The organism is Corallococcus sp. NCSPR001 (assembly GCF_017309135.1).
In the GTDB taxonomy this organism is placed as follows: domain Bacteria; phylum Myxococcota; class Myxococcia; order Myxococcales; family Myxococcaceae; genus Corallococcus.
Genome location: NZ_JAFIMS010000002.1, coordinates 7,754,068 through 7,779,416 on the forward strand (window position 1 = coordinate 7,754,068; position 25,349 = coordinate 7,779,416).

At 68.6% G+C, this 25,349-nt stretch carries 23 protein-coding genes and 6 tRNA genes; 2 read left to right on the plus strand and 27 right to left on the minus strand.

Features of this window, described 5'->3' with window-relative positions:
- Positions 1–12: 12 nt before the first annotated feature.
- From JYJ93_RS32925 to JYJ93_RS32975, 11 genes are all read right to left on the minus strand, one after another.
- The gene (locus JYJ93_RS32925) at positions 13–462 is read right to left on the minus strand and encodes a response regulator (protein ID WP_014394875.1); all 450 of its coding nucleotides are present in this window, start codon (positions 460–462) and stop codon (positions 13–15) included.
- A gap of 65 nt (positions 463–527) precedes the next feature.
- Positions 528–1,340 (minus strand): ABC transporter permease subunit, encoded by an 813-nt coding sequence (locus tag JYJ93_RS32930; RefSeq protein ID WP_206798516.1) that lies wholly within the window; start codon positions 1,338–1,340, stop codon positions 528–530.
- On the minus strand, positions 1,337–2,221 hold the full coding sequence (locus tag JYJ93_RS32935) for an ABC transporter permease subunit (protein ID WP_206798517.1): 885 nt from the start codon (positions 2,219–2,221) through the stop codon (positions 1,337–1,339). The genes JYJ93_RS32930 and JYJ93_RS32935 overlap by 4 nt, the downstream gene beginning before the upstream one ends.
- A gap of 96 nt (positions 2,222–2,317) precedes the next feature.
- A complete protein-coding gene (locus JYJ93_RS32940) occupies positions 2,318–3,979 on the minus strand; it encodes a peptide ABC transporter substrate-binding protein (RefSeq protein ID WP_206800563.1) in 1,662 nt (553 codons plus the stop codon).
- Positions 3,980–4,148: 169 nt separating this feature from the next.
- Positions 4,149–6,599, minus strand: coding sequence for an endopeptidase La (lon, locus tag JYJ93_RS32945; protein ID WP_206798518.1), 2,451 nt, complete (start codon positions 6,597–6,599; stop codon positions 4,149–4,151).
- A 194-nt stretch (positions 6,600–6,793) separates the two neighbouring features.
- Positions 6,794–8,980: a prolyl oligopeptidase family serine peptidase gene (locus JYJ93_RS32950; RefSeq protein ID WP_242544012.1), complete on the minus strand. Its 2,187-nt coding sequence runs from the start codon at positions 8,978–8,980 to the stop codon at positions 6,794–6,796.
- 184 nt (positions 8,981–9,164) lie between these two features.
- The gene (gene clpX, locus JYJ93_RS32955; protein WP_014394869.1) at positions 9,165–10,448 is read right to left on the minus strand and encodes an ATP-dependent Clp protease ATP-binding subunit ClpX; all 1,284 of its coding nucleotides are present in this window, start codon (positions 10,446–10,448) and stop codon (positions 9,165–9,167) included.
- A 232-nt stretch (positions 10,449–10,680) separates the two neighbouring features.
- The gene (clpP, locus tag JYJ93_RS32960; protein ID WP_014394868.1) at positions 10,681–11,301 is read right to left on the minus strand and encodes an ATP-dependent Clp endopeptidase proteolytic subunit ClpP; all 621 of its coding nucleotides are present in this window, start codon (positions 11,299–11,301) and stop codon (positions 10,681–10,683) included.
- Between the two features lie 47 nt (positions 11,302–11,348).
- Positions 11,349–12,626, minus strand: coding sequence for a trigger factor (tig, locus tag JYJ93_RS32965; protein ID WP_206798519.1), 1,278 nt, complete (start codon positions 12,624–12,626; stop codon positions 11,349–11,351).
- A gap of 103 nt (positions 12,627–12,729) precedes the next feature.
- Positions 12,730–12,811: transfer RNA gene (locus JYJ93_RS32970), tRNA-Leu, on the minus strand.
- Positions 12,812–12,940: 129 nt separating this feature from the next.
- A tRNA-Lys gene (locus tag JYJ93_RS32975) sits at positions 12,941–13,013 on the minus strand.
- 333 nt (positions 13,014–13,346) lie between these two features.
- Here JYJ93_RS32975 and bet point away from each other — a divergent pair.
- Complete coding sequence (gene bet, locus JYJ93_RS32980; RefSeq protein ID WP_206798520.1) at positions 13,347–14,429, plus strand: phage recombination protein Bet; 1,083 nt, start codon at positions 13,347–13,349, stop codon at positions 14,427–14,429.
- Between the two features lie 95 nt (positions 14,430–14,524).
- Here bet and JYJ93_RS32985 read toward each other — a convergent pair.
- From JYJ93_RS32985 to JYJ93_RS33045, 13 genes are all read right to left on the minus strand, one after another.
- Positions 14,525–14,598: transfer RNA gene (locus JYJ93_RS32985), tRNA-Arg, on the minus strand.
- Positions 14,599–14,619: 21 nt separating this feature from the next.
- Positions 14,620–14,693 (minus strand) — tRNA-His (locus JYJ93_RS32990).
- Positions 14,694–14,787: 94 nt separating this feature from the next.
- Positions 14,788–14,861 (minus strand) — tRNA-Arg (locus JYJ93_RS32995).
- A 39-nt stretch (positions 14,862–14,900) separates the two neighbouring features.
- Positions 14,901–14,974: transfer RNA gene (locus tag JYJ93_RS33000), tRNA-Pro, on the minus strand.
- Positions 14,975–15,045: 71 nt separating this feature from the next.
- Entirely contained in the window at positions 15,046–15,636 is a 591-nt protein-coding gene (gene rdgB / locus JYJ93_RS33005) for an RdgB/HAM1 family non-canonical purine NTP pyrophosphatase (protein WP_206798521.1), read from the minus strand.
- Complete coding sequence (gene rph, locus JYJ93_RS33010; RefSeq protein ID WP_014394861.1) at positions 15,633–16,337, minus strand: ribonuclease PH; 705 nt, start codon at positions 16,335–16,337, stop codon at positions 15,633–15,635. The genes rdgB and rph overlap by 4 nt, the downstream gene beginning before the upstream one ends.
- 48 nt (positions 16,338–16,385) lie before the next feature.
- Positions 16,386–17,192, minus strand: coding sequence for an N-acetylmuramoyl-L-alanine amidase (locus tag JYJ93_RS33015; RefSeq protein ID WP_206798522.1), 807 nt, complete (start codon positions 17,190–17,192; stop codon positions 16,386–16,388).
- Positions 17,193–17,255: 63 nt separating this feature from the next.
- The gene (selD, locus tag JYJ93_RS33020) at positions 17,256–18,320 is read right to left on the minus strand and encodes a selenide, water dikinase SelD (RefSeq protein WP_206798523.1); all 1,065 of its coding nucleotides are present in this window, start codon (positions 18,318–18,320) and stop codon (positions 17,256–17,258) included.
- A 13-nt stretch (positions 18,321–18,333) separates the two neighbouring features.
- Entirely contained in the window at positions 18,334–19,278 is a 945-nt protein-coding gene (locus JYJ93_RS33025) for a DUF4388 domain-containing protein (protein ID WP_206798524.1), read from the minus strand.
- A 37-nt stretch (positions 19,279–19,315) separates the two neighbouring features.
- Complete coding sequence (locus JYJ93_RS33030; protein ID WP_120619113.1) at positions 19,316–20,038, minus strand: tetratricopeptide repeat protein; 723 nt, start codon at positions 20,036–20,038, stop codon at positions 19,316–19,318.
- Positions 20,039–20,075: 37 nt separating this feature from the next.
- Positions 20,076–20,780, minus strand: a complete 705-nt coding sequence (locus JYJ93_RS33035) for a hypothetical protein (RefSeq protein WP_206798525.1) — start codon at positions 20,778–20,780, stop codon at positions 20,076–20,078.
- A complete protein-coding gene (locus tag JYJ93_RS33040) occupies positions 20,777–21,547 on the minus strand; it encodes an outer membrane protein assembly factor BamD (protein ID WP_206798526.1) in 771 nt (256 codons plus the stop codon). Before JYJ93_RS33040 ends, JYJ93_RS33035 begins: the two co-directional genes overlap by 4 nt.
- Positions 21,548–21,559: 12 nt before the next feature.
- Positions 21,560–22,066: a regulatory protein RecX gene (locus JYJ93_RS33045; protein ID WP_206798527.1), complete on the minus strand. Its 507-nt coding sequence runs from the start codon at positions 22,064–22,066 to the stop codon at positions 21,560–21,562.
- Between the two features lie 36 nt (positions 22,067–22,102).
- On the opposite strand from JYJ93_RS33045, the gene JYJ93_RS33050 reads away from it, so the two are divergent.
- The gene (locus JYJ93_RS33050; protein WP_206798528.1) at positions 22,103–22,840 is read left to right on the plus strand and encodes a hypothetical protein; all 738 of its coding nucleotides are present in this window, start codon (positions 22,103–22,105) and stop codon (positions 22,838–22,840) included.
- A 31-nt stretch (positions 22,841–22,871) separates the two neighbouring features.
- Here the strand turns inward: JYJ93_RS33050 and JYJ93_RS33055 are convergent, their stop codons facing one another.
- From JYJ93_RS33055 to rplM, 3 genes are all read right to left on the minus strand, one after another.
- A complete protein-coding gene (locus JYJ93_RS33055) occupies positions 22,872–24,287 on the minus strand; it encodes a type IV pilus twitching motility protein PilT (protein ID WP_206798529.1) in 1,416 nt (471 codons plus the stop codon).
- Between the two features lie 143 nt (positions 24,288–24,430).
- On the minus strand, positions 24,431–24,832 hold the full coding sequence (gene rpsI, locus JYJ93_RS33060; RefSeq protein WP_120526842.1) for a 30S ribosomal protein S9: 402 nt from the start codon (positions 24,830–24,832) through the stop codon (positions 24,431–24,433).
- Positions 24,833–24,840: 8 nt separating this feature from the next.
- Positions 24,841–25,287 (minus strand): 50S ribosomal protein L13, encoded by a 447-nt coding sequence (gene rplM / locus JYJ93_RS33065; protein WP_043321175.1) that lies wholly within the window; start codon positions 25,285–25,287, stop codon positions 24,841–24,843.
- Positions 25,288–25,349: the final 62 nt, after the last annotated feature.

The window sequence follows — 25,349 nt, forward strand, 5'->3', positions numbered from 1 at the left end:
CCCCTGCTGACTTCAGTGCCAGCTCTGGTGCTTGGACTTCAGCGCCTTGGCCAGCTTCTCAGGATCCAACGGCTTGCCGATGAAGAGGTCCGCGCCCAGGCCCTTGCACTTGCGAGCGGTGGCCGCGTCGCTCATGGCGCTCACGCCGATGAGCACGGCCTGCGGGAACTTCTCGCGCAGCTTGGACATGAGCGTGGTGCCGCTGCGGCCGGGCAGGAACACGTCCACGATGGCGGCGTCCATGCGCTTGTTGCGCACGGCGAACTCGGCTTCCTCGGCGCTGCCCACGGGCATGGCGTCGTAGCCCCAGGTGCTCACCAGCTCCACCAGGAGCTCGCGGTGCGCGGCGTCGTCCTCGACCACCAGCACCGAGCCCCGGACGGTCTCCTTGCGCAGACCGTCGTCACGCGGACGCTCATCACGGGCAGGCGAGAGGGGGATTTCTTCCGTCGGAAGGGACATGATGTTCACCTGAGGGCAAAGGGTTTCCGTCCATGTGAAACCTTTGCCTCAATGTGCGGCATTCCTCACACTTCGCGACGCGTACCTCCCCCCAATGCCTGGGAAGCGAGCGAGGCGCCAAGCACCAGCAGCACGAGCAGTCCCCAGGCGGGAATCACCACGCGCCCGCCGCCCTCGTAGATGAGCGCGGCGTAGGACGTGCCCAGGTAGCGGCCCAGGGACATGGGCTCCATGCGGGCGATGCCGAAGAAGCTCACCGTGGACTCGGTGAGGATGGCGCTCGGCAGGCGGCTCAGGAACACGGCCAGCACGAAGGGGCGCAACAGCGGCCACAGGTGCACGCGGAGGATGTGCGCGCCACCGCCGCCCAGGGCCCGAGCGGCGGCCACGTACTCCTGGCCCTCCAGCGTGGCCAGGCGGTCGCGGAACATGCGCGCGGGGCCGGCCCAGCCCACCAGGGCCAGGGACGTCACCATCAAGCCAAAGGGCCCCAGACCCCCGCCCATGCCCGCGTCCATGAGGGACTGGCCCGCGAGCTGGAGCACCATCACCACGAGGACATCCGGAAGGGCGAACACGGCATCCACCGCGCGCAGGAGCACCTGCTCGGTGCCGCCACCGGACAGCCGCGCGAGCGCCGCGACGGTCAGCCCCAGCACGGTGGACAGCGCGCCGGCCGCGAGCCCGATGGCCAGCGACACCCACAGGCCACCGAAGGCCAGCTCGCACACGCTGCGGTCCGGGCGGTTCAGGTCCCAGCCGAGCGGACAGGTGTTCGTGAGGGCTTCGGGGAACAGGCGGCCGGCCACGAGGCTCAAAACGCCCAGGCCCACGAGGAGGACGAGCCCCACCCAGGCGCGCACGGGGATGCGGTTCAAGCGCGGGCCTCCCGGGCACGTGGATCCACGAGCATGCGCAGGAGCTCCACGGTGAGGCTCACGACGACGAGCACGGTGGCGAAGGTGGTGGTGGACACGACGACGACGGCGACCTGCTTGTTGAGGACGGCGAGCACGTAGAGCTGGCCGAAGTACGGCAGGCCGAAGACGCGCTCCGCGGCGAACGAGCCCGCGAGCAGCGCGGTGGCGACGGGAGTCACGGCGTCCAGGAGCGCGGGCCACACGTTGGGGAGGACATGGCGGCGCAGCACGGTGCCGGGGTCCAGCCCCTTGCTGAGCGCGGTGCGCACGTAGTCACGGGACAGCTCGGTCTCCAGCGCGTCGCCGACGAGCGTGCCCAGGAAGGTCCCGGGCCAGATGGCGATGACCACGGCCGCGCACAGCTCCGGCAGCAGGTGTCCGCGCTCCACCACGGCGGGGGCCAGCAGCAGCGCGGGGATGAACACGGGCGTCCCGAACGCGATGGCGGGGAGCACGTCGCCCATCACGGCGAAGCGTCCCCGCCGCCAACGGGTGCGAAGGAGCGCGAAGCCCACCGCCCAGCCGAGCGCGAGGGGAAGCGCGACGAGGCCCACGCCCACGCTGCCGGAGAGTTTCTGGAGCAGCTCATCGCCGGTGATGCCCTGGGCGCTGGTGCCCAGGCGTTCGCCCGCGAAGAGCTTCTCCCACGGCCGCAGGAACCCGAGCGGTTCACCGATGCCCAAATCGCGCTGATACGAAGCCGCCAGCTCCGGAGACACCTGCCGCTTGTTGTCGCTCTCCGTGGTGAGCGGAAGCGCGGCCATGAGGAAGTACGAGGCCACCGCCACCACCGGAACGAGCACGAGCTGGCGCACGAGGCGCGTCGCGATGAGGCGCATGCGCTAGGGCCCCTGCCTTGCGGAAGCGCGCGGGCTCATGCCTCGTGACAGCCACTCACGCGGAGGCGCCACACCTCGCATCACGGGGTCCATGTTCTAGGGCCCCTGCCCTTCCGCGCGGGCCGAGGGCGTTTCATCCGGTCCCAGCCGCAATGCGCGCAGTGCGAGGAAGTTGAACGGATCCACGTCCAGGCCGTGCAGCCGCGCTCGCGCCCGGAAGTAGCGGTCCGGGTGGTACAGCGGCGCGATGACGGCCTCCTCTCCCACCAGCACCTCCTGGGCCTTCGCGTACAGCTCGCGCGCATGCGCCGGATCCGGGTCGGCGTCCGCCTCCTCCAGCAGTTGCTCGAAGCGGCGCATCGGCTCGCCGCCGGCCTGCGTCTCCCATCCCGTCTGGTGGTTGCCTTGCCGTTCGAACAGCGTGAAGAACGTGTTCGGGTGCGCGTAGTCCGCGCCCAGCCGCCGGAGGTACAGGTCATACGCACGCGGTCCCTGCGGCGTCCTGCGCGCCACCTCCGCGGAGAAGTCCGACCGCGAATCCACCACCACCCGCACGCCCACCTTCGCGAGCTGCGCCGCGATGCGCTCCGCCAGCGCCTCCTCCGGCACGAAGGAATCCCCCGCCTTCACCACCAGCCGCAGCGGCCGGTCCAACCCCTTCGCCCCCGCCAGCTCCGCCTTCGCCCGCTCCGGCTCGTAGCGAGGCAACAACGCCGCCTGCTCCGGCGTCGCCGCGTCCGGCAGCTCCGGCGGCAGCAACACGTTCGTCGCGCGCGCGGCCGGCAGCAGTCCCGCGAGCAGCGCCTCCCGGTCCAACGCCCGCGCCAGCGCCCGGCGCACCTCCGGCCGGTCCAACGGCGGACGCTCCGTGTTGAAGCCCAGGAAGTACGTGGACAGCAGCGGCTCCCGCTTCAGGTCCGCCGCCTTCATCCCGCGCAACGCCGCCGCGCTGTCCACGAAGACGAAGTCCACCCGCCCCCGCTCATACAGCGCCGGGCCGATCTCCGACTTCATCAGCGTCAGCACCGGCGCCGGCGTCTCCCCGGGCCCCATCGGCGGGAGGAATGCACTGCGCGGGTTGAAGACCAGCCGCACGCGCTCCCCCGCGCGGTCCCACCGCTCGACGCGATACGGCCCCACCGCCAGCGGACGCCCATCGCGAGGCCGGTCGAAGTAGTCGCGCACCGCCTCGTCCGACTTGCCCTCCAGGTCCGCCGAAGGCGCGGGAAAGAACAGGTACACGTTCGCGAGCCGCGCCAGGAAGTAGCTCCGTGGCCGCGCCAGCGTCACCCGCAGCGTCCGGGCATCCAGCGCCTCCACCCCCACGCGAGCCAGCGCGGCCTTCACCTCCGCCTCCGGAGCCCCGCGCTCCTGCAGCGCGAGCACCTCCTCCGCGCCCTCCAGGTCCGCCATCTCGCCGCGCTCGCGGCCCAGGAGCGCCCGGTGCCACCCAACGACGAAGTCGCGCGCCGTGACGGGAGAGCCGTCCGACCACGTCACGTCCTCGCGCAGGTGGAACGTGTAGACCTCATGCCCGGCCGCGTCCGCTTCACGCTCCCACCGCTCCGCCAGGCCCGGCTGGACCAAGTGGTCCGCCCCCAACGTGGTGAGCCCCTTCTGCGTGGCCAGCATCACCGGGTAGTTCACCCAGCTCTGCGGATCCGAATGGCTCCAGTCGAGCGTGGTGGGCATCGCCGGCACCACCACCTTCACGCCCGGCTCGGGCTGGAAGCCGCACGGCCCGCAGGCCGCGGCCATCACCAGCACCAGGGAGTAGGACAGGATTCGCGCGCGGGGAGCCACTCCCCGCGTTGTACCCCGACCGGCCCGTAAAAAAGAGAGAAGCCAGGAGACCGGCGACTCCTGGTCGGCCGGCATCCTGGCTTCGTCACTGCCCGGCCCCTTCAAGGGGGCCGGAAGCCCAACCTCAGGCCTGCGAAGGCGTGGACACCGCCTCCACCGTCAGCCCCGTCTTCAGGTTGTCCCCCGCCCCCTTGCGGCCGAACTCCTCCGGCTTCTCCAGGAGCAGCGCCTCACGCAGCACGTCGTCCACGAACTCCACCGGGACGATGCGCAGCGCCTTGCGGATCTTCAGCGGGATGTCCTTCAGGTCCTTCTTGTTCGCCTTCGGAATCAGGACCGTCTTGATGCCCGCGCGGTGCGCCGCCAGCGTCTTCTCCTTCAGACCGCCGATGGGCAGCACGCGGCCACGCAGCGTGATTTCACCCGTCATCGCCACGTCCCTGCGGACCGGCACGCGCGTCAGCGCGCTCACCAGCGCCGTGGCCATGGTGACGCCCGCGGACGGACCGTCCTTGGGAATCGCGCCCTCCGGCAGGTGGACGTGGATGTCGTAGTTCTCGAACACCTTGCGGTCGATGCCGAAGCGCTCCGCGCGGCTGCGCACGTAGGACATGGCCGCCTGGGCGGACTCCTGCATCACCTCACCCAGCTTGCCGGTGATGATGAGCTTGCCCTTGCCCGGCATGGACGTGGCTTCCGTGGTCAGGATTTCACCGCCCAGCTCCGTCCACGCGAGCCCCGTGACGATGCCCACCTGGTCCTCGCGCTCCGCCACGCCGTAGCGGAAGCGGGGCGTGCCCAGGAACTTCATCGCCTGCTTGCGGTCCACCTCGATGAGGTCCCGCTTGCCGTTCTTCAGCACGTCGCGGGCAATCTTCCGGAACACGCCGCCAATCTCACGCTCCAGCGAGCGCACGCCCGACTCGCGCGTGTACCGGTGCACGATGGTCTTCAGCGCGTCGTTGGTGATGTCGATCTTCAGGTCCGCGAGGCCGTTGGCCTCCTGCTCCTTCGGAATCAGGTAGCGCCGCGCGATGGAGAGCTTCTCCGGCTCGGTGTACCCCGCGATGCGAATCACTTCCATGCGGTCCTGCAGCGGACCGGGGATGTTGTGCATCGTGTTCGCGGTGCAGATGAACATCACCTTGGACAGGTCGTAGTCGAGGTCCAGGTAGTGGTCGTTGAAGTTGTGGTTCTGCTCCGGGTCCAGCACCTCCAGCAGCGCCGCGCTCGGGTCTCCACGGAAGTCCGTGGACATCTTGTCGATCTCGTCCAGGAGGAACACGGGGTTGTTGCTGCCCGCCTTCTTCAGGGACTGGATGAGCTTGCCCGGCATCGCGCCGATGTACGTGCGGCGGTGGCCGCGGATTTCGGCCTCGTCACGCACGCCGCCCAAGCTGAGGCGCACGAACTTGCGGCCCGTGGCCCGCGCGATGCTGCGCGCGAGCGACGTCTTGCCCACGCCCGGAGGCCCCACGAAGCACAGCACGGGGCCCTTCAACTTCTTCACCAACTGCTGCACGGCCAGGTACTCGAGGATGCGCTCCTTCGGCTTCTTCAGGCCGTAGTGGTCCTCGTTGAGCACCCGCTCCGCTTCGGTGACGTCCAGCCGGTCCTGGGTCTCGTCGTACCAGGGCAGGCTGATGATCCAGTCGATGTAGTTGCGGACGACCGTGGCCTCGGCGCTCATCGGGCTCATCATCCGGAGCTTCTTCAGCTCCTTCTTGACCTTGAGCGTGGCCTCCTTGCTCATCCGCTTGTTCTTCAGCTTCTCTTCAATCTCCTGGATCTCGTTCTTGAACTCGTCGCGCTCACCCAGCTCCTTCTGAATGGCCTGCATCTGCTCATTCAGGTAGTACTCCTTCTGGGTCTTCTCCATCTGCTTCTTGACGCGCGTGCGGATCTTCTTCTCCACCTGGAGAATCTCGATCTCACCCTGCATCAGCTCGTAGAGCTTCTCCAGGCGCTTGGCCGGGGACTCCGTCTCGAGCAGCGCCTGCTTGTCGTTCAGCTTCAGCGACAGGTGCGCGACGATGGTGTCCGCCAGGCGCGCCGGGTCGTCGATGCTGGCGACCTGCATCAGCATCTCCGGCGGGATGCGCTTGTTGAGCTTCACGAAGGCTTCGAAGACGGAGTGGACGGAGCGCACCAGCGCCTCCAGCTCCACGCTCTTCTCCAGCTGCTCTTCGACCTCGTCCACCTCGACCATGAAGAAGGCGTCGTTCGGGTGGAACTTCTTCACCTTGGCGCGGCGCACGCCCTCCACCAGGACCTTCATCGTGCCGTCGGGCAGCGGGAGGAGCTGGATGAGGTGGCCGATGGTGCCGAAGTGGAAGATGTCGTCGGGCGAGGGGTCGTTCGTCTTGGCCTTCTTCTGGGCGGCCAGCAGGATGACTGCCTTGTCATCCGGACCCTTGTGGGCCATCGCGTCCTTCAACGCCGCGATGGACTTCTCCCGGCCGACGAACAGCGGAACCACCATGTGCGGGAACACGATGATGTCCCGAAGGGGCAAGAGCGGGATGGTGAGGCCCCGCTTCTGGGCTTCCTTCTTGTCGTCACGTCCGAAGAACATGTATCCGCCACCCGCTGGCCCACCGTACGGGCAGGCCCTTCAAGAGTTGCCCACATGCCGCCCAAGCGCGCATGCAGGGTGAAACGCTGCTCTATAACACGCCGGTCGCAGGACCCGTTCCCCGCTCAAGATTGGGGGTCCGCCCCCTGCCATCAAGGGAACACCGGGAGGCAGGAGTGTGTCCTGCCCCGATTCTAGCGGCTCTCGGCCGCTACCCCGGCATCCGGCCATGCGACGCCCAGGGCCTGGAAGAGGAAGGCATACATGTCCACGCTGGACTCGATGGCCTTGGCCACCTGGTCCGCCCCGCCATGGCCCGCGTTGGCCTCGATGCGTAGCAGGGTGGGCGCCGGATTGCCCTTCGCGTTCTGCACCGCCGCCACGAACTTGCGCGCGTGCATGGGGTCCACCCGGTCATCGTGGTCCGAGCTCATCATCAAGAGGGGCGGGTAGGCCACGTCCTGACGCACGTGGTGGTAGGGCGAATAGGCGTACAGGGTCTTGAACTGCCCGGCGTCGTCCGCCGACCCGTACTCCGGCACCCAGGTCCGCCCGCTGCCGAACAGGTGGAAGCGCACCATGTCCAAGAGCGGCACGCCGCACACCACCGCGCCGTACAGCTCCGGGCGCTGCGTCATGGCCGCGCCCACCAGCAGGCCGCCGTTGCTGCCGCCGTAGATGGCCAGCTTCTTCGCCTGGGTGTACTTCTCCTTCGCCAGGTACTCGGCCGCGCCCGCGAAGTCGTCGAACACGTTCTGCTTGTTCGCGCCCTTGCCCGCCTCGTGCCACGCGGTGCCGTACTCACCGCCGCCGCGCAGGTTGGCCACCGCGTAGATGCCGCCCGCGTCCAGCCACGGCAGGATGCTCGCGCGGAAGCCCGGCTGCATGCTCACCAGGAAGCCGCCGTAGCCGTACAGCAGCGTGGGCGCGGTGCCGTCCTTCTTCAGGCCCTTCTTGTAGACGAGGAACATGGGCACCTTCGTGCCGTCCTTCGACGTGTAGAAGACCTGCTCCGTTGTGTACGCGTCCGGGTCCATGGGCACCTCCACCTTCGCCCACAGGTCCACCTTCCCGCTCTTCACGGACGTCCGGTAGACCTGCCGGGGCGTGGTGAAGGAGCTGTAGGAGAAGTAGGCGTCGTCCTGGTCCTCCAGGCCCGACAGGTTGCTGGCGGCGCCCACGCCCGGCAGTTGCACGGTGCGCACCGGCTTGCCCTCCAGCGTGGTGATGCGCAGCTCCGTGGCCACGTCCTTGAGGTACTCCAGCGCCAGGTGGCCGCCCACCAGCGACACGCTCTCCAGCGTGGCCTTGGGGTCCTCCGGCACCACTTCCTTCCAGTTCGCGCGGTCGGTCTTCTTGGGGTCCACAGCGAAGACGCGCTGGCGCGGGGCGCCCTCGTCGGTGACGACGTAGAAGCGGTCCTTCCAGGCCAGCACGCTGTACTTGGCGCCCTTGCCCTTCACGAGCAGCCGCCAGTCCTTCTCCGCCGGGTGCTTCCAGTAGACGTCGTTCTCGCTCCAGCCGCGCAGGATGGACGCGAAGAGGTACTTGCCGTCTCGCGACAGGTCGCCCTGGAGGAACGTCGTCGGGTCGCCGGTGCGCTCGTGCACCACGACGTCCTTCTTCGGATCCTCGCCCAGCTTGTGGAACTTGAGCGTGGTGTAGCCCGGGCGCGCGTCCACCGGGATGGAGGGGTCCGTGGGCAGCCACTCGTAGTAGAAGCCCTTGCCGTCCGGCGTCCAGTTGGTGTTGGCGTACTTGGCGCCCTCAATCACGTCCACCTTGGACCACTCGCCGGTGTCCACGTCGATGACGTGCAGGGTGGCCTCGTCCGCGGCGTTGGGGCGCACCGGGAAGGCCACGCGCTTGCCGTCCCACGACGGCACCCAGCGGCCCAGGGACACCGGGGCGTCCTTGCTCATGGCGTTCGGGTCCAGCAGCACCTTCTCCTGTCCGGACTCGCCGTCCTTCCAGTAGACGATGGCCTTCTCCTTGTCCTTGTGGGTCCGCATGTAGAAGAAGCGGTTGCCCCGGCGGAACGGCGCCGTCACCGAGTCCACGTAGAAGAGCTCCGTGAAGCGCTTCGCCAGCGCGTCGCGGCCCGGCATCTTCGCCAGCGCGTCGCGGGTGAAGCCGTCCTGCGCCTTCATCCAGGCCTGGACCTCCGGGGCCTTCTCGTCCTCCAGCCAGCGGTAGGGATCCGCCACCTGCTGTCCGTGCAGCGTGTCCACCACCGCGTCGGAACGGGTCGCCGGGTAGGCCATGCGGGAGGGGCCCTCCTGGGCCGGAGCGCTCTGCGTCGCGGTGGACGCGGCGGGGGCTTCGTCACGCGTGGCTTCCTTCGCGGAGGTGCAGGCCACGAGCGACAACAGGGCAGGCATGAGGAGCTTTCTCATGGGGGATAGCAGATACAAGAAGCCCCCCGCCCCGGCCCGCAAAAAGTGGGGCCCGCCCCCACGGCCGCCGGGCCCCCTGAAAAGACGAAGGGCGCGCCCCGGCCCAATGACCGTGACGCGCCCCGTCATCCCCGTCAGGCCCTTGCGAGCCCCTAGAGGATGATTCGCACTAGGCCGATTCCTTCTTCGGCTCCGGAGTCTCCTTGTTGTCCTGCGAGTGCAGGACGACGGGCTCGCTCTTCTTGAGGATGACCTCCTCGGAGATGAGCACCTCGCGGGCCGTCTTGCGGGACGGGATTTCGTACATCACGTCCAGCATGGCCGTCTCCAGGATGGAGCGCAGGCCGCGGGCGCCCGCCTTGCGGCGGATGGCCTCCGACGCGATGGCCTTCAGGGCCCCGTCGGTGAACTTCAGCGACACGCCGTCCAGCTCGAAGAGCTTGCGGTACTGCTTGGTGAGCGCGTTCTTGGGCTCGCCCAGGATGTTCACGAGCGCGCCTTCGTCCAGCTCCTCCAGCGCGGTGATGATGGGCAGACGGCCGATGAACTCCGGAATCATGCCGAACTTGAGCAGGTCCTCCGGCTCCACGTGCTTGAGCAGCTCACTGAGGTTGCGCTGCTTGCGCGACTGGATCTCCGCGCCGAAGCCCAGGCTGCGCCCGCCCAGGCGCCGTTCAATCACCTGCTCCAGGCCGCCGAACGCGCCGCCGCAGATGAAGAGGATGTTGGTGGTGTCCACCTGCAGGAACTCCTGCTGCGGGTGCTTGCGGCCACCCTTGGGCGGGACGTTGGCCACCGTGCCTTCGATGATCTTCAGGAGCGCCTGCTGCACGCCCTCGCCGCTCACGTCGCGGGTGATGGAGGGGTTCTCCGACTTGCGGGCGATCTTGTCGATTTCGTCGATGTAGACGATGCCCCGCTGCGCGCGCTCGATGTCGTGGTCCGCGGCCTGGAGCAGGTTGACGATGATGTTCTCCACGTCCTCGCCGACGTAGCCGGCCTCCGTGAGGCACGTGGCGTCCGCGATGGTGAAGGGGACGTTGAGGATGCGCGCCAGCGTCTGCGCGAGCAGCGTCTTGCCGGAGCCCGTGGGGCCGAGCAGCAGGATGTTGCTCTTCTGCAGCTCCACATCGTCCATGGCGACCTTGGACTCGATGCGCTTGTAGTGGTTGTGCACCGCCACGGAGAGCGTCTTCTTCGCGCGCTCCTGGCCCACCACGTACTCATCCAGCACGGCCTTGATTTCAGAGGGCCGGGGGATGCGCAGCTTGGTGTCCTTGGTCTCCTCGCGGTCGATCTCCTCCGCGATGATGTCGTTGCACAGCCCGATGCACTCGTCGCAGATGTAGACCGTCGGGCCCGCGATGAGCTTCTTCACCTCCTTCTGCGATTTGCCGCAGAAGGAGCAGCAGAGGGTCTGGTTGTCTCGCTTCTCCACGTTCTTACCCGCCATGAAATCCCTCGCTGCGCCTGAAAGGCCCCAACCCGCTTCGCACCGGTCCCCTGCCCCTGCCCAATCTAGTCAGCCCCCATCCGGAACGTCCACGCACCTTCCGGGTACTTAACAAGGGGAAAATGCCGGTGACGGGAGAAACGAGAAGGCCGGAGGCGCGGGAGAAGATTCCCAGCACCCCCGGCCGCCAGCCGGGTGATTGGCACCCCGGCCCGTTCGGATGTCGGTGTGTCTACTTCTTCTCTTCCGGCTTCACGCCCACGACCTTCCGGGGGTCTTGGATGGAGTCGATGATGCCGTACGCCTTCGCCTCCGCGGCGCCCATGAAGTAGTCGCGGTCCGTGTCCTTCTCCACGCGCTCGATCGTCTGGCCGGTGTGCTTGACGATGAGCTCGTTGAGCTTGGCCTTCATGCGAAGGATTTCACGGGCCTGGATTTCGATGTCCGTCGCCTGGCCGCGCGCGCCACCCAGCGGCTGGTGGATCATGATGCGGCTGGAGGGCAGCGAGTAGCGCTTGCCCTTCGCGCCGGCGAGCAGCAGCACCGCGCCCATGGAGGCCGCCTGCCCCACGCAGATGGTGGAGACGGGCGCCTTGACGTACTGCATCGTGTCGTAGATGGCCAGACCGGCCGTCACGGACCCGCCGGGCGAGTTGATGTAGAGGTTGATGTCCTTGTCCGGGTCTTCCGACTCCAGGAACAGGAGCTGGGCGACGATGGCGTTGGCCACGTCATCGTCGATCTCCGTTCCCAGCATGACGATGCGGTCCTTCAGGAGCCGGCTGTAGATGTCGTACGAGCGCTCACCCCGGTGGGTCTGCTCGATGACGTAGGGGACGGGCATGAAGGGCATGTCGGATGGACCTCTAGAAGGAACTCAGGAGTCTTGAAGGAAAAGCCTCAAGAATACTTCGCCCGGCCCTTGAGGAATTCAATCGTCTTTTCCTCGCGGAGTCGCAGAGACAACCCAAGGCGCTCGTCCGGGCCCTTGAAGTACTTCTTCACCTGGGCGACCGGCTGGTTGGCCTCGATGGCCAGGTCCTCGATGCGCTTCTCCACGTCCTCGTCGGACGCCTGGATGTTCTGCTGCTGGGCAATGGCCTCGAAGAGCAGCGTGCCCTTCACCTCCAGGGTGGCCTTCTCCCGCATCTCGTCGCGCAGGCGGTTGAAGTCCAGGCCCAGCTGGCGCGGGTCGATGCCCTGGCGCTGCATCTGGCGGAAGGCGCCCTCCATCATGGAGTCGATGGCGCGCTCCACCATGGCGCGGGGCACGTCGAACGGGTTCTTCTCCAAGAGCGCCTTGATGAGGCCGTCGCGCTCGTCCACGGTGGCCTGGTTCTTCTTGGCCTTCTCCAGGTCGGAGCGCACCTTGGCGCGCAGCTCGTCCACCGTCTGCGCGACGCCGGTCTGCTTGGCGAAGTCGTCGTTGAGCTCCGGCACCACCGGCTTCTTCAGCTCCTTGACGGTGATGTGGAAGACGGCCGTCTTCCCGCGGACCTCTTCGGCCTGGTAGTCCTGGGCGAAGGTGTATTCCACGTCCTTGGACTCGCCGACCTTCACGCCCGCCAGCTGCGGGATGTTGCCCTGGATGAGGTCGCCGTCCTGCACGCGCACGCCAATGCCGTCCGCCTTGCTGCCGGGGAACGCATTGCCGTCCACCTTCGCCTCGAAGTCGATGGTGACCTGGTCGCCCTGGGCCGCGGTGTCGCGGTCGGTGACGGGCTCGATGCGGCCCAGGTTCTGGCGCATGTTCTCGATCTGCTGGTTCACCGCGTCGTCCGCGACGGCGGTGTCCACCTTCGTGAGCGACAGGCCCTCGAAGTCCTTGGCCTCCACCTTCGGCTTCACCTCCACGCGCGCCTCGAAGCTGAAGGGGGCGCCGGGCTTGAGGCCGGAGTTGGTGACCTGGGGCGAGGCGACGGCCTCCACCTTGTGCTCGCGCACGGCGTCCAGGTAGGCCTTCTGCACGACGCGCTGGATGACGTCGTCCTCCACCTGCTCGCGGTACTTCTGCTCGAGGATGCGGCGGGGGACCTTGCCCTGACGGAAGCCGGGCAGGCGCACCTGGCCGCTGAGCGCGGTGTACGCGCGGTTGAGCTCCTCAGAAACGCGGGCGGAGTCGACCTCGATGGAGAGCTTCTTCTCGATGGGAGAGAGCTCTTCGACCTGGACCTTCATGCGGGCCTCGCTCGCCGCCTCCACGGGCAGTACGTCCCGGGGCGGCAACCGGAAAGTGGGACGTGCGGCTTTAGGGGATAGGCACGAACGGGTCAACGCGAAATGGGCGAGGAGGGACTCGAACCCTCACACCTTGCGGTACCAGATCCTAAGTCTGGCGCGTCTACCAGTTTCGCCACCCGCCCGACGCGTCGTGCGACCGTCCTACCGCGAAACGTCCGTGGGGGACAGGGCCTTTGCGGCGCGCGCTTCCCGGTGAGGGAGTGCCGGAAAAGACACAGGGCCCCTTCCGTTTCCAGAAGGGGCCCTGCGAGTGAGAGCGGAGGGAATCGAACCCACAACCTATGGATTAAGAGTCCATTGCTCTGCCAATTGAGCTACGCTCCCGGCTTTGCGTTCGGCCGCGTTGGCTGCGCGACGTCCGAGGTGGCGCGGTGAATACCGGGCGCCGCCCGCCCTGTCAAAACGTTTTTGCACACCCCTTCCATTCTCCGCGTTGGAACCGGATGCCCGGCGTGCGGCCGGCCGTCCCCGCGACCGGGAAGCGATGCGAAGGGTCGGCCGGGCTCGCATGTTGATCCACGCCGCGATTCGCGCTGCAGGCCTGTAGCAGGGCTCCTTCCGGGCCCCTGCTCCACGGGGCGTGCGCCGTGTTCCCGCGGCGACCATGTGGGCGGGCGAGGGTCGTCCGCCTTTTCGAGCGGTGCTGGAGACACAGTGATGGATGCGAATGTGAAGGCGGATGGAACGACGTCGCCGCAGGGCGCGGCCTGGAACCGGGAGCGGGTGGAGCTGGTGAAGCGGACCATCTGCCCCCGGGGAATCAGCGAGGACGAGTTCGCCCTCTTCATCGAGCAGTGCAAGCGCAGCGGGTTGGATCCGCTGCTCAAGGAAGCGTTCTGCGTGGCGCGCCGGCAGAACGTGGGCAACCGCGAGCGGCCCAACTGGGTGACGAAGTACGAGTTCCAGCCCTCCGAGGCGGGCATGCTCGCCCGGGCGGAGCGCTTCCCGGACTTCAAGGGCATCCAGGCGAGCGCGGTGTTCGCCGAGGACGAAATCGTCGTGGACCAGGGCAAGGGCGAGGTGGTGCACCGCTTCAACCCGGCCAAGCGCAAGGGCGCCCTGGTGGGAGCCTGGTCGCGCGTGGTGCGCGAGGGGAAGCTGCCGGTCGTCGTGTGGCTGGACTTCTCCGGCTACGTCCAGCAGACGCCACTGTGGGCCAAGATTCCCACGACGATGATTGAAAAGTGCGCGCGCGTGGCGGCCCTGCGCAAGGCGTACCCGGAGGCCTTCGGCGGACTGTACGTGCGCGAGGAGATGCCGGCCGAGGAGTACGACGCGCACGACGAACCCGCGCCCGCCTCCGGTTCCTACGAGGTGCTGGGCTCGAAGCCCGGCCCGGTGAAGGCGTCCTTCCCCACCCTGGCTCCGGCGCCCACGGAGGCGCCCAAGGCGGTGGAGACGGCGCGGGCCGCGGAGAAGGAGGAGGCGCGGCTGGACGTGGACGTGCCGCTGGCGCCGGCCAAGACGGTGGCGGCGGTGCCCGTGGCCCAGACGCCCGAGCGTCCGAAGGCGAGCGCGGTGGTGGTGGCGTTCGGCCCGCACAAGGGCAAGACGACGTCCGAGCTGTCCGACGACGAGCTGAGCGAGACCATCGACCTGGCGCACGAGAAGCTGATGGAGCAGCCCCGGGCCAAATGGGCGAAGGCCATGCGCGAGAACCTCACCGCGCTGGAGGCGGAGACGGAACTGCGCTGCCAGGTGCCCACGGCGAAGAACGGCGCCGCGAACCCGGACGCCTGAAGTCCCGCGTGAGCGCGAAATGAACAACGCCCGCGTCCCGGAGTGAGGGGCGCGGGCGTTTCGCTTTCAGACCAGGAAGGGGCTGGGAAAGGGTGTGCGCCCAGAGGGACTTGAACCCCCAACCCTCGGCTTCGAAGGCCGATGCTCTATCCAGTTGAGCTATAGGCGCGACAGGAAGCGAGAGAAGAAGGGCGAATGACCGGGATCGAACCGGCAACCTCCGGAGTCACAGTCCGGCGCTCTAACCAGTTGAGCTACATTCGCCGTCACTTCACACGTCACGGCTTTGGAAAGCGGCGGTCTCCTACCGTGGAAACCGGAGCCGTTCAAGGCCCAAAACCAACTGCCAGCAGATTTGCGCCCCAGGCAGGACTCGAACCTGCGACCCCCGACTTAGAAGGTCGGTGCTCTATCCAGCTGAGCTACTGGAGCTGGCCCGTCCTGACTGCTGAACCCTCACAGCACTTCAAATCGGGGCGAGAGGATTCGAACCTCCGACCCCCTGCGCCCAAGGCAGGTGCGCTACCAGGCTGCGCTACGCCCCGAGAAGTGCCGCATTCTTCGCCTAACGCGGACGGACGCGCAAGCTTGCTGTTCCTGACGCCCGCCCGCCCGGTCAAAGCGCCAACAGATGGCGCCGCATCAGCTGGAAGGCCCGGGCCCGGTGCGACACCCGCGACTTCTCCTCCGGTGCCAGCTCCGCCATGGAGCGCCCGCCCTCCCCCTCCACCTGGAACACCGGGTCGTAGCCGAAGCCGTTCGTCCCCTTCGGAGCCCGGAGGATGACGCCCTCGCAGCGGCCCACCTCCACCCGGGCCTCGTCGCCCTTGCCCGTCACCAGCGCCAGGGCGCAGCGGAAGGAGGCGGTGCGCTTCTCCTCGGGCACGTCCGCCAGCTCAGCGAGGAGCTTCTCGTACCGGGCCTTGTCGTCCCCCGGCGCGTAGCGGGCGGAGTGCACGCCGGGCCGCCCGTCCAGCGCGTCCACGCACAGCCCGGAGTCGTCCGCCAGCGCGGGCAGCCCGGTGGCCTCCGAGTACTCGCGGGCCTTCTTCACCGCGTTCTCCTCGAAGGTGGCGGCGTCCTCCACGGGCTCGGGGATGGGGGGCAGGTCCTTGAGGGACACCACCTCCACCGCGTCGCCCACGAGCAGGCGCAGCTCACGCACCTTGCCGGCGTTGCCAGTGGCGAAGAGCAGCTTCGGCTTCATCCCAGCACCTTCGCCTGCGCGGCGGCGAGCTGCTGGATGGCCGCGAGGCCCCCGTCCAGCATCGCGTCCATCGACTTGCGGTCGAAGAGCTTGTGCTCGGCGGTGCCCTGCACCTCCACGATGCGTCCGTCGCCCGTGGCCACGAGGTTCAGGTCCACCTCCGCGGTGGAGTCCTCGTCGTAGTCCAGGTCCACGCGCACCTCGCCGTTCACCACGCCCACGGACACCGCGGCCAGCGGGGTGAGGCCCTTCAGGATGCCCGGCTTGTTGAGCGAGCGCATGGCCAGCACCAGCGCCACGTACGCGCCGGTGATGGACGCGGTGCGCGTGCCGCCGTCCGCCTGGATGACGTCACAGTCCAGCGTGAAGGTGCGCACGCCCAGGGCCTGCAGGTCCACCGACGCGCGCAGGGCGCGGCCGATGAGCCGCTGGATCTCCATGGTGCGGCCGGACTGCTTGCCCTTGGCGGCCTCACGGGAGCCGCGGGTGTGCGTGGCGCGCGGGAGCATGCCGTACTCGGCCGTCACCCAGCCGCTGCCCTTGCCCATCAGGTGCGGCGGGACGCGGTCCTCCACCGAGCAGGTGACGAGCACCTTGGTGTGGCCGAACTCCACCTGGACGGAGCCCTCCGCGTAGCGGTTGACGTTGGGCGTGAGGGTGACGGGCCGGAGGTCCAGCGCACCACGGTTGAAGGAACGCACGAGGGAAGGCTCCTGACAGGGAGGGACAGGCGAAGCCCCCACGCTTTATCAGGGCCCCGTGGATCCAGCCACCGGTTGCGGGGGCGACGAGTCCCGCTTCCGCGTCTCCCGCAGGAAGGCCAACACCCCGTCCGCGATGGCCTCCGCCAGCGTCTCCTGGTACGCGGCCTTCCCCAGCCGCGCGCCCTCCTGCGGGTGGGAGATGAAGCCCACTTCAATCAGCACCGCCGGCGCCTCCACGCCCGTGAGGACGAAGAAGGGCGCCTGCTGCACGCCCCGGTCCGCCGCGCCGCTCCTGGACACGAGGCGCGGGTGGATGGCGTAGGCCAGCCGGGACGCGTCCGAGTGCGCCTCCGTGCGCGCCAGGTCATCCAGGATGAAGGCCAGCGTGGAGTGGCCCCGTGCCGCGCGGGCCGTGGGGGCCTCCGCGTTCTCGCGGTCCGCCACCGCGCGCGCCGCCTCACCGGAGGCGTTGGCGGAGAGGAAGTACGTCTCGATGCCCTCGGTGCGCTCGCGCAGCCGCTTCGTGGGCATGGAGTTGGCGTGGATGGAGAGGAAGAGGTCCGGCCGCTGGATGTTGGAGAACTCCACCCGCTCCGACAGCGCCATCAGCGTGTCGCGCTCGCGCGTGAGGAACACCTCGCTGCCCGCGGCCTCCAGCTTCTCGCGCAGGCGCTGGGCAATCTGGAGCGCGACCTCCTTCTCCCAGAGCTCGCCGGGCCCCTTCGCGCCCTCCTTCGCCCCGCCATGTCCCGGGTCGATGACGATGCGAGCGCCGCGCTCCCCCGCCCCGGCGAGGGCCGGCAGGAGACACGCGAGCACGGGGAGGCAGAGGAGGAAACGGCGCGGCGACATTCGCGCCGGGATGTTAGCGGAGGCCCGGCCCGGAGGCGAAATCCGCTCCCGGGCGCGCGTGCCTCAGCCGATGACGTCGATGCCGGGGCGGCCCGCCCGCACTTCGCCGATGAGGGCCGTGTCCACGCCCGCCTTCTCCAGCGCCTGGATGGCCTTGAGCGCGTGACGCGCGGGCACGCTGGCCAGGAGACCGCCGTTGGTCTGCGCGTCCGCGAGCAGCCACTGGATGTGCTCCGGCAGCCCCTCCGGGAACGTGACCTGCTTCTTCACGTGGGCGAGGTTCGTCTTCGTGCCGCCCGGAATCACGCCGGCCTCCGCCAGCGCGGGCACCTCCGCGATGAGCGGGATGCGCTCCAGGTCCAGCGCCGCACGCGTCTTCGCGCCGTTCATCATCTCCAGGAGGTGGCCCAGGAGGCCGAAGCCCGTCACGTCCGTGAGCGCGTTGACCTTGAACGCACCCGACGCGAAGACCTCTCCCGCCGCCTTGTTGAGCGTGGCCATCTGCGCCGTCACGCGCTTCGTGAGCTGCTTGGACGCAAGGCCCCGCTTGATGGCGGTGGTGGCGATGCCCGTGCCCACGGGCTTGGTGAGCAGGAGCACGTCCCCCGGCTTCGCGCCCGCGTTGGTGAGCACCTTCTTCGGGTGCACCACGCCGGTGACGGCCATGCCGAACTTGGGCTCCGGGTCGCGGATGCTGTGGCCGCCCAGGATGGGGATGCCCGCCTCGTCCGCCTTGGACTGGCCGCCCGCGAGAATCTTCTGCAGCGTCTTGAGCGGCAGCTCGTCCGGGAAGCACACCAGGTTGAGCGCGAACAGCGGCTTCGCGCCCATGGCCCAGATGTCCGACAGCGCGTTGGCCGCGGCGATGGCGCCGAACTGGAACGGGTCGTCCACGAGCGGTGGGAAGAAGTCCACCGTCTCCACCACGGCCATGCCCGGCGCCACTTGGTACACGGCGGCGTCGTCATTCGTGTGGAAGCCCACCAGGGCCCGGGGGTGGGACGCCGCCCCCTTCAGCCCGCCCAGGACCGTGGCCAGGTCCCCCGCCTTGAGCTTCGCCGCGCAGCCCGCGCAGTGGCTCATCTCCGTGAGGCGCTTCTTCGGCGCCACCGGTTTCGCACCCGCCATGATGTTCCCCGCCCTACTCCGCGCGCACGTAGTCGCGCTTCATGAGCTGCACCACCGTCTCGGCGGTGAGCACGTCGTCGCCGTCCGAGTGGTCCAGCACGCCGCCCAGCGAGCCGTGGTTGTGCACCAGCTGCAGCACGTCCAGGTGCTCCGGCGTCAGTTCCTTCAAGGGCGCCGTCATGGGCTGCGCGAGGCGCAGCGCCGTGGCCATGGGCGGCAGGTTCGGCTGCAGGCGCTTGAACTCGTCCAGCTGCCGCAGGGCGTCCATCAGGAGCGCTTCGGTGGAGGAGTCCAGCTCCACCATGAACTCCTGCGTGTCCGCGGGGCGCAGCTCGAAGTCACCCTCTTCCCAGGTGACGATGCGGTTGAAGCTCTTCTGCGGGCCCAGGTTGTGGTTGTCGTCGATGACCGCGTAGTACACGCGGCCCTGGCGCAGGTAGATCTTCCCCTCGTGGGCGTTGTTGACCACGAGCACGCCGTTCTTCTTGGACGTGTGGAAGAGCTGGAGCAGATCCGGGAGGGGAATCTCTTCAATCTTCCCCGTCATGGAGCTGGCCTTGGTGGTCCGCGCGGCCTGGGCGGCGGCGGCCTCCTCCAGCTTCTGCTTCACGACGCTCTCGTCCACCGGGGCGCTCTCCGCGCCCTGGTGCACCAGCTTGAGGATGGAGGTCCCGATGAGGATGCGGTCTCCCTCCTTCAGCTTGGCCTGCTTGACCTTCTCGCCGTTGACGAAGGTGCCGTTGGTGGACCCCAGGTCCTCGATGGTGATGGCTCCGTCGGAGAACAAAATCTTCGCGTGCTTGCGCGAGACCATGTCCTCCACCAGCACCATGTCCAACTCGCTCGACCGTCCGACGACGATCTGCTTGTTGGCCTTCAGCGGGAACTCACCGCCCTGGTACTTCCCGGAGATGAACTTGAGGGCAAAGGACTTCGCCGTACCGCCAGGAGTGCTCACGGTGCCGCGACCTCGATGATGGAAGTTGCCATGGTGCTCAACCCGTCACTTCCGCCTTCCCCGGGTCCTTCACCAGGTTGAGGTACATCTGCGCGCTCTTGTTGCCGGGGCTGCGCACGAGCACGTCTTCCCAGACCTTCACCGCCTCGTCACGGCGTCCCGCCGAGTACAGGGCGATTCCATAGTTGATCCGTCCAGGAATGTACGACGGATTCTGCGCGATGACCTGTTCGTACTCCGCCAGGGCCGCCGCGTTGTCGCCCGCGTCCCGGAGGGCGTTGCCCAGCTTCAGGCGGATGTCCACGAACTCCGGGAAGTGGGCCAGCGCGCGGCGGTACTCTTCAATGGCCTTCTGCCACACGCCGCTGGAGGCGAACACGTCGCCGATGTCGGCGTACATGTTGGCCACCTTCTTCATGACGTAGGGGTCCAGCTCGCCGGGGGCGCCCTTCTGGCGGGACAAGGCGGCCTGGTAGACCTCCTTCGCCTCCGCGTACTTCCCCATGTCGTTGTAGATGACCGCCAGGTTGAGCGCGGCCTCGGTGTACGCGGGGTTGAGCCGCAGCGCGGACTCGAAGGCCCGCTGCGCCCGGGCGAACTGGCCCTGGTCGTGGTAGATGATGCCGAGCATGTTGTAGACGTCGGCGAAGGTCGGATTCTGCTCGACCACCTTCGTCAAGAACTGCTCGGCCTGGGCGTACTGCTTCTTCTCGAAGGAGCCGCGCCCGAGGGTCAGTAGTTGCTTGAGGGCTTCGTCCATGACTCGGCCCGCGCGGGCCCCTGCCTCCTCGGGAAGCCTACATCAGCCCGGGCGAAAACAAGAATTGATCGCCCTCGCGCACGAGCAAAAGCGGCCGCTCGCCCCGCGTGTCCACCGGCCGGGCCGGAAGGTCTCCCTCCACCCGGTAGTGCTCCGTCACCGTCACCTCGTCCCGCTCCAGCCGGGCGTACCAGGCCTGGACCGCCAGCCGCCGCCGGCTCAGGGGGGCCATCTCCGCCCACGTCCGCCCCGCCCCGCCGTCTCCGCCCGGGCCCGCCAGCCGTGACAGCGCCTCCGGCCGCCCCTGCGCCAGGGCCTGCCGCCGCGCCTCCAGCGCCGCCACCATGGCCACCAGCCGGGGCGCCACCGAGGACTCGGGCCTCCAGCGGCCGGACGCGCGGGTGAAGGCGACCACCTCCACGCCCGCGGTGCTGACCGTGGTGGGGCCCAGCGCGCCCTCGAAGTCCAGCGTCGCGAAGGCCTCCGCGCGCTGGCCGTCCGGCGCCACGGAGACGGAGATGCGGGCGTACTGGAGCTTGCGCGAGACGAGCGGGGCCGGGGCACCGGGCACGGGCAGGGACACGCCGTCGTGCTCGGCCTGCTTCAGGGTGGTGATGATTTCCGCTTCCGGCCCGGCTGCGGCGCCCAGCAGGCGCGAGCCCAGGAACAGGAGGACGATGGCGGCGGCGAGCACGGCGATGCCGATGCCCCCCAGCCGGCCCCAGTCCTCCGAGCGCCTCACGAGCCCAGCATCTTCTGGGCACGCTGTGCGGCGGGCGTGCCCGGCAGGCGCTTGAGGACTTCCTTCAGCGTGTTCTGCGCGCGCTCCGTGTCGTTGAGCTTCACGTACGCGTTGTGGAGATCGAAGAGGGCCTCCTCCTCCTGCGGCGTGCCCGGGTAGTTCTTGAGCAGCCCCTCCAGACGCTGGGCCACGGCCTTCCAGCGCTCGCGCTTCGCGTAGAAGGACGCGACGTACAGCTCATGGCGCGCCAGGCGCTGCTTGGCGTCATCCCGGTGCGCCGTGGCGTCCTTCACGTACCGCGACTCCGGGTACTCGCGCAGGAAGACGTTCATGGCCCGCAGCGCGTCGTACATGGGCTTCTGCTCCTTCTCGTAGGAAGGCGGCAGGGCGAAGAACTCCGAGGGGAACTCCTCCACGTAGGAGAGGGCCGCGCGGTAGGCGGCGTAGTCCACCTTCGGGTGCGTGGGGTGCAGCCGCATGAAGGAGTCGAACTTCTCGCGCGCCTCCGGGTACATCTCCCGGGCCATGTCCAGGTCCCCCAGCTTCAGCTCCGCCTCGCGGGCGGCCTCCAGGTAGGGGAACTTGGTGCGGACGTGGTCGAAGTACTTCTCCGCCTTGAAGTAGTCCTTGTCCTCCAGCGCGGCCTCGCCCAGCGCCAGGTTCTCAGCGGCCATGGTGGCGTAGTCGGGCTCGCCCGCGGGCCCCGCGGAGAGGGCGGCACAGGCGGACAACATCAGGGCGGACAGGACGAGGACGACGGAGCGCATCACGCCCCCAAACTATTCGTCCTGCCCGGAGGGGTCCAGCGAAGGTTCTCCCACCAGCCGGGTCACGATGTCCGGCGCGAAACCCCGGCTGAGCAACAGCCGCCCCGCGCGGGCCTGCTCCTTCGCGTCCAGCGGGCGGCCGGCCAGGCGCCGGCGCTCCAGCACCTGCCGGGCGGCCTCCAGCGCGTCGAAGCCCACCGCGTCCTTCGCCTCGGACAGCGCCCGCCGCGCCTGCGTGCCCTCCAGCCCGTGGGCCTGCAGCCGCTGGAGCACGGCCCTGGGGCCCAGTTTTCCCCTGCCCAAGAGGGCCTGGGCGCGTTCACGCGCGAACTTCGCGTCGTCCAGGTAGCCCCACTCCGAAAGGCGGGCGAGCACCGCGTCGCGCACGGATTCGGGGTAGCCCTTGCGCTCCAGGGCGAGCGTCAATTCATGCCGGCTTCGGCCGCGCGCCTTGAGCAGGCGCAGGCAGGCGTCGGTGGCGCGCTGGACAGCCTCGGGGCCTTCGGGCTCGTCAACCATCGCGGAGTCCCTACCATGTGGTAACAGGCCGAAGCCATGCACCCCATCCTCGCCCGCTTCCTCACCGCAGACGCCGCCAGGGAGACGCTCCGCAAGGAGAAGGCCGGTGAAGCGCTGACTCCCGAGGAGCAGCACTTCGTGGCCGCCGCGGACGCCAACCCCAAGCAGAAGGCCATGCTGCTGGGCGTGAGCGGACGCGCGCTGTCCTCCGACGCCCAGGCCGCGCTGGTGCTCCTGGCCGCGCACGCCGCCGCCCGCGCGCTCACCCAGGACGAGTCCCTGTCCGCCGCGACGCAGAAGGCGCGCGAGGCGCTGAAGGAGGAAGGCGCGAGCGACGAGGAGTCGGACGCCTTCCTCGCGTCCATCCTGCTGGAGGAGGCCTTCGGCTACGAGCAGGAGGTGGACAACTTCGACGCGGACTACGTGAAGGAGTCCCTGGGCGAGGTGCCCTCCCTGGCCGCGCTGTCCAAGGAGTCCGTGGACGCGCTCTTCGTCGCGTTCGCCAAGGCCGCGCCCAACGACGCGGACCGCAAGGCGCGCGAGCACATGGCGCGGGCGCTGTTCGACATCGCGTGGTCGGAAGGCCCCACGTCCATCAACCCGGAGCACCTGGAGACGCTGCTCGACAACGAGGTCGTCCAGGAGTCCGACGAGGTGCAGGACGCGCGCGTGCGCGCCACCGTGTCGCTGCTCCAGACGCTGGCGCACCAGGGGCTCATCGGGCCCATGCGCCTCACCCGGCTGCGCGCGCAGTTGGGGGATGACGACGCCTGAAGCGGCGCCCTCCCCCTTCGCGCTGGGAGGCCTAGAAGCGTTCGATCTGGAAGTCGTCGTCGCCGCCGGCCGCCGGAGCGGGCGCGGCCACCGGGGCGGGCGTGGGCGGACGGGCCGCCACCTGCGGCGGCAGCGGCCGGCCCTGGACGACGCCGGGCGGCGGGGTGGCGGGACGCGGCGCCGCGACGCCGGGCGGAGGCGTCATGGGCCGGGCGGCCATGGGCGCTCCGGGACGCGGGGCCTGGGGCACCGGCGCGGGCGTGGCCGCCACCGGCGCCGGGGTGGGCGCGCCCTTCTGCGCGAAGGACGCCGAGCCCGGGATGGGACGCTCCTCGCCGGCCTTGGCGTCGAAGTTGTCCCACTTGGAGTCGGACGTGCCGCTGATCCCGGAGAAGCGCAGCGCGAAGTCGTCCGGGTTGCTGGCCTGGCGGTGGGCCTCGTCGTAGGTGACCAGGCCGTTGCGCACCAGGCTCATCAGCGACTGGTCGAACGTCTGCATCCCGTAGGAGTCCGTGCCCTGCGAGATGGCGTCGTGGATCTCCTTCGTGCGGTCCTTGTCCTCAATCAGCTCGCGCACGCGCGCGGTGACGCGAAGCACCTCCACCGCCGCCACGCGGCCCTTGCCGTCCGCGCGCGGAACCAGACGCTGGCTCACGACGCCGCGGAGCACGCTGGAGAGCTGCAGGCGCACCTGCTTCTGCTGGTGCGGGGGGAACGCGGACACGATGCGGTTGATGGTCTCCGTGGCGTCCAGCGTGTGCAGCGTGGACATCACCAGGTGGCCCGTCTCCGCGGCGTGGAGCGCCGTTTCGATGGTCTCGTGGTCGCGCATTTCGCCCACCAGGATGACGTCCGGGTCCTGGCGCAGCGCGGACTTCAGGGCCTGCGAGAAGCTCATCGTGTCCACACCCACTTCGCGCTGGTTCACGATAGAGCGCTTGTCGCGGATGAGGAACTCGATGGGGTCCTCGATGGTCATGATGTGGTTGGTTTCGTTGGAGTTGATGTAGTCGATCATCGCCGCCAACGTGGTGGACTTGCCGGAGCCCGTGGTGCCCGTCACCAGCACCAGGCCGCGCTCCTCGCCACACACCTTCTCCAGCACCGTGGGCAACAGCAGGTCCTTCATCGTCATCACCTTGAAGGGGATGACGCGGAGCACGGCGCCCACCGTACCGCGCTGCTGGAAGACGTTCACGCGGAAGCGGCCCAGGCCCGGCACGCCGTAGGCCAGGTCCACCTCGTTGCTGACCTTGAACTTCTCCTTCTGGAACTCGTTCATGATGCCGAACGCCATGCGCGCCACCTCTTCCGGCGGCAGGCGGCGGCCGTCCTTGAGCGGCACCAGCGAACCATCCACGCGGAACATGGGCGGCAGGCCCGCCTTCAGGTGGATGTCGGAGGCTCCGCCGCGCAGGGCGATCTGCAGGATTTCGTTGAGTTCCATGAGGGTGTCCGGATGGTAGCAGAACGCCCGCGCGCGTCGCGACGGGGCGACGCCCACCCGCTTGCCCGCAAAGCACGACGGCGGAGGCTTCCCGAAGGAAACCCCCGCCGAAGAGCGGCCGGACAGCTGGCCGGCAAGCGTGATTAGCGCTTGGAGAACTGGAACCGACGACGGGCGCCGGGCTGGCCGTACTTCTTGCGCTCGACCGCGCGGGCGTCGCGGGTGAGGAAGCCGGCCTTCTTCAGCGCCGGACGGAACTCCGGGTTGAAGGCGCACAGCGCGCGCGCGATGCCGTGACGGATGGCACCGGCCTGGCCGGAGAGGCCGCCGCCGCGCACGTTGACCGTGACGTCGAGCTTGCCCTTCTGCTCCAGGATCTCCAGCGGCTGGTTGAGTACCATCTTCGACGTCTCACGGCCGAAGTACTCGTTGATGTCGCGGCCGTTGATGACGACAGCGCCGTTGCCAGGACGCACCCAGACGCGAGCGGTGGCCTCCTTGCGGCGGCCCGTGGCGTAGAAACCGAGTTCAGGATTGATCGCCATGGTTGTTCTTACGCCTCGACCTTGAACGCCACCGGCTTCTGCGCGGTGTGCGGATGGGTGTCACCAGCATACACCTTGAGCTTCGTCATCATCTGACGGCCCAGGGCGTTGCGGGGCAGCATGCGGCGCACGGCGTTGAGGATGATGTCCTCGGGGTGACGCTGGCGCAGCTTCTGGAGGTTGGTGATCTTCAGGGCACCCGGGAAACCGGCGTACGGGTGACGGTAGTACTGCTTGTCCGTCTCCTTCGTACCCGTCACCTTCACCTTCTCGGCGTTGATGACGATGACGTGGTCACCCGTGTCGATGGACGGGGTGTACGTCGGCTTGTGCTTGCCCTTCAGGAGGGTGGCGATCTGACTGGCGGCGCGACCAAGCACCTTGTCGGACACGTCGATGACGTGCCACTGGCGCTTGATGTCCCCAGCCTTGGCGCTGTAGGTCTTCTGCGACATTTCGTGCACTCCAGACTTCGGCGCGGCGCCCAGGTGCATGCCAGGGGCCGCGTGCTCGTGCG

Coding starts and splice junctions, on each gene's coding strand:
- JYJ93_RS32925 (WP_014394875.1), bottom strand. CDS start 462: ATGTCCCTTCCGACGGAAGAAATCCCCCTCTCGCCTGCCCGTGATGAG.
- JYJ93_RS32935 (WP_206798517.1), bottom strand. CDS start 2,221: ATGCGCCTCATCGCGACGCGCCTCGTGCGCCAGCTCGTGCTCGTTCCG.
- JYJ93_RS32940 (WP_206800563.1), bottom strand. CDS start 3,979: ATGGCCGCGGCCTGCGGGCCGTGCGGCTTCCAGCCCGAGCCGGGCGTG.
- lon (WP_206798518.1), bottom strand. CDS start 6,599: ATGTTCTTCGGACGTGACGACAAGAAGGAAGCCCAGAAGCGGGGCCTC.
- JYJ93_RS32950 (WP_242544012.1), bottom strand. CDS start 8,980: ATGCCTGCCCTGTTGTCGCTCGTGGCCTGCACCTCCGCGAAGGAAGCC.
- clpX (WP_014394869.1), bottom strand. CDS start 10,448: ATGGCGGGTAAGAACGTGGAGAAGCGAGACAACCAGACCCTCTGCTGC.
- clpP (WP_014394868.1), bottom strand. CDS start 11,301: ATGCCCTTCATGCCCGTCCCCTACGTCATCGAGCAGACCCACCGGGGT.
- tig (WP_206798519.1), bottom strand. CDS start 12,626: ATGAAGGTCCAGGTCGAAGAGCTCTCTCCCATCGAGAAGAAGCTCTCC.
- bet (WP_206798520.1), top strand. CDS start 13,347: ATGGATGCGAATGTGAAGGCGGATGGAACGACGTCGCCGCAGGGCGCG.
- rdgB (WP_206798521.1), bottom strand. CDS start 15,636: ATGAAGCCGAAGCTGCTCTTCGCCACTGGCAACGCCGGCAAGGTGCGT.
- JYJ93_RS33015 (WP_206798522.1), bottom strand. CDS start 17,192: ATGTCGCCGCGCCGTTTCCTCCTCTGCCTCCCCGTGCTCGCGTGTCTC.
- selD (WP_206798523.1), bottom strand. CDS start 18,320: ATGGCGGGTGCGAAACCGGTGGCGCCGAAGAAGCGCCTCACGGAGATG.
- JYJ93_RS33030 (WP_120619113.1), bottom strand. CDS start 20,038: ATGGACGAAGCCCTCAAGCAACTACTGACCCTCGGGCGCGGCTCCTTC.
- JYJ93_RS33040 (WP_206798526.1), bottom strand. CDS start 21,547: ATGCGCTCCGTCGTCCTCGTCCTGTCCGCCCTGATGTTGTCCGCCTGT.
- JYJ93_RS33045 (WP_206798527.1), bottom strand. CDS start 22,066: ATGGTTGACGAGCCCGAAGGCCCCGAGGCTGTCCAGCGCGCCACCGAC.
- JYJ93_RS33050 (WP_206798528.1), top strand. CDS start 22,103: ATGCACCCCATCCTCGCCCGCTTCCTCACCGCAGACGCCGCCAGGGAG.
- JYJ93_RS33055 (WP_206798529.1), bottom strand. CDS start 24,287: ATGGAACTCAACGAAATCCTGCAGATCGCCCTGCGCGGCGGAGCCTCC.
- rpsI (WP_120526842.1), bottom strand. CDS start 24,832: ATGGCGATCAATCCTGAACTCGGTTTCTACGCCACGGGCCGCCGCAAG.
- rplM (WP_043321175.1), bottom strand. CDS start 25,287: ATGTCGCAGAAGACCTACAGCGCCAAGGCTGGGGACATCAAGCGCCAG.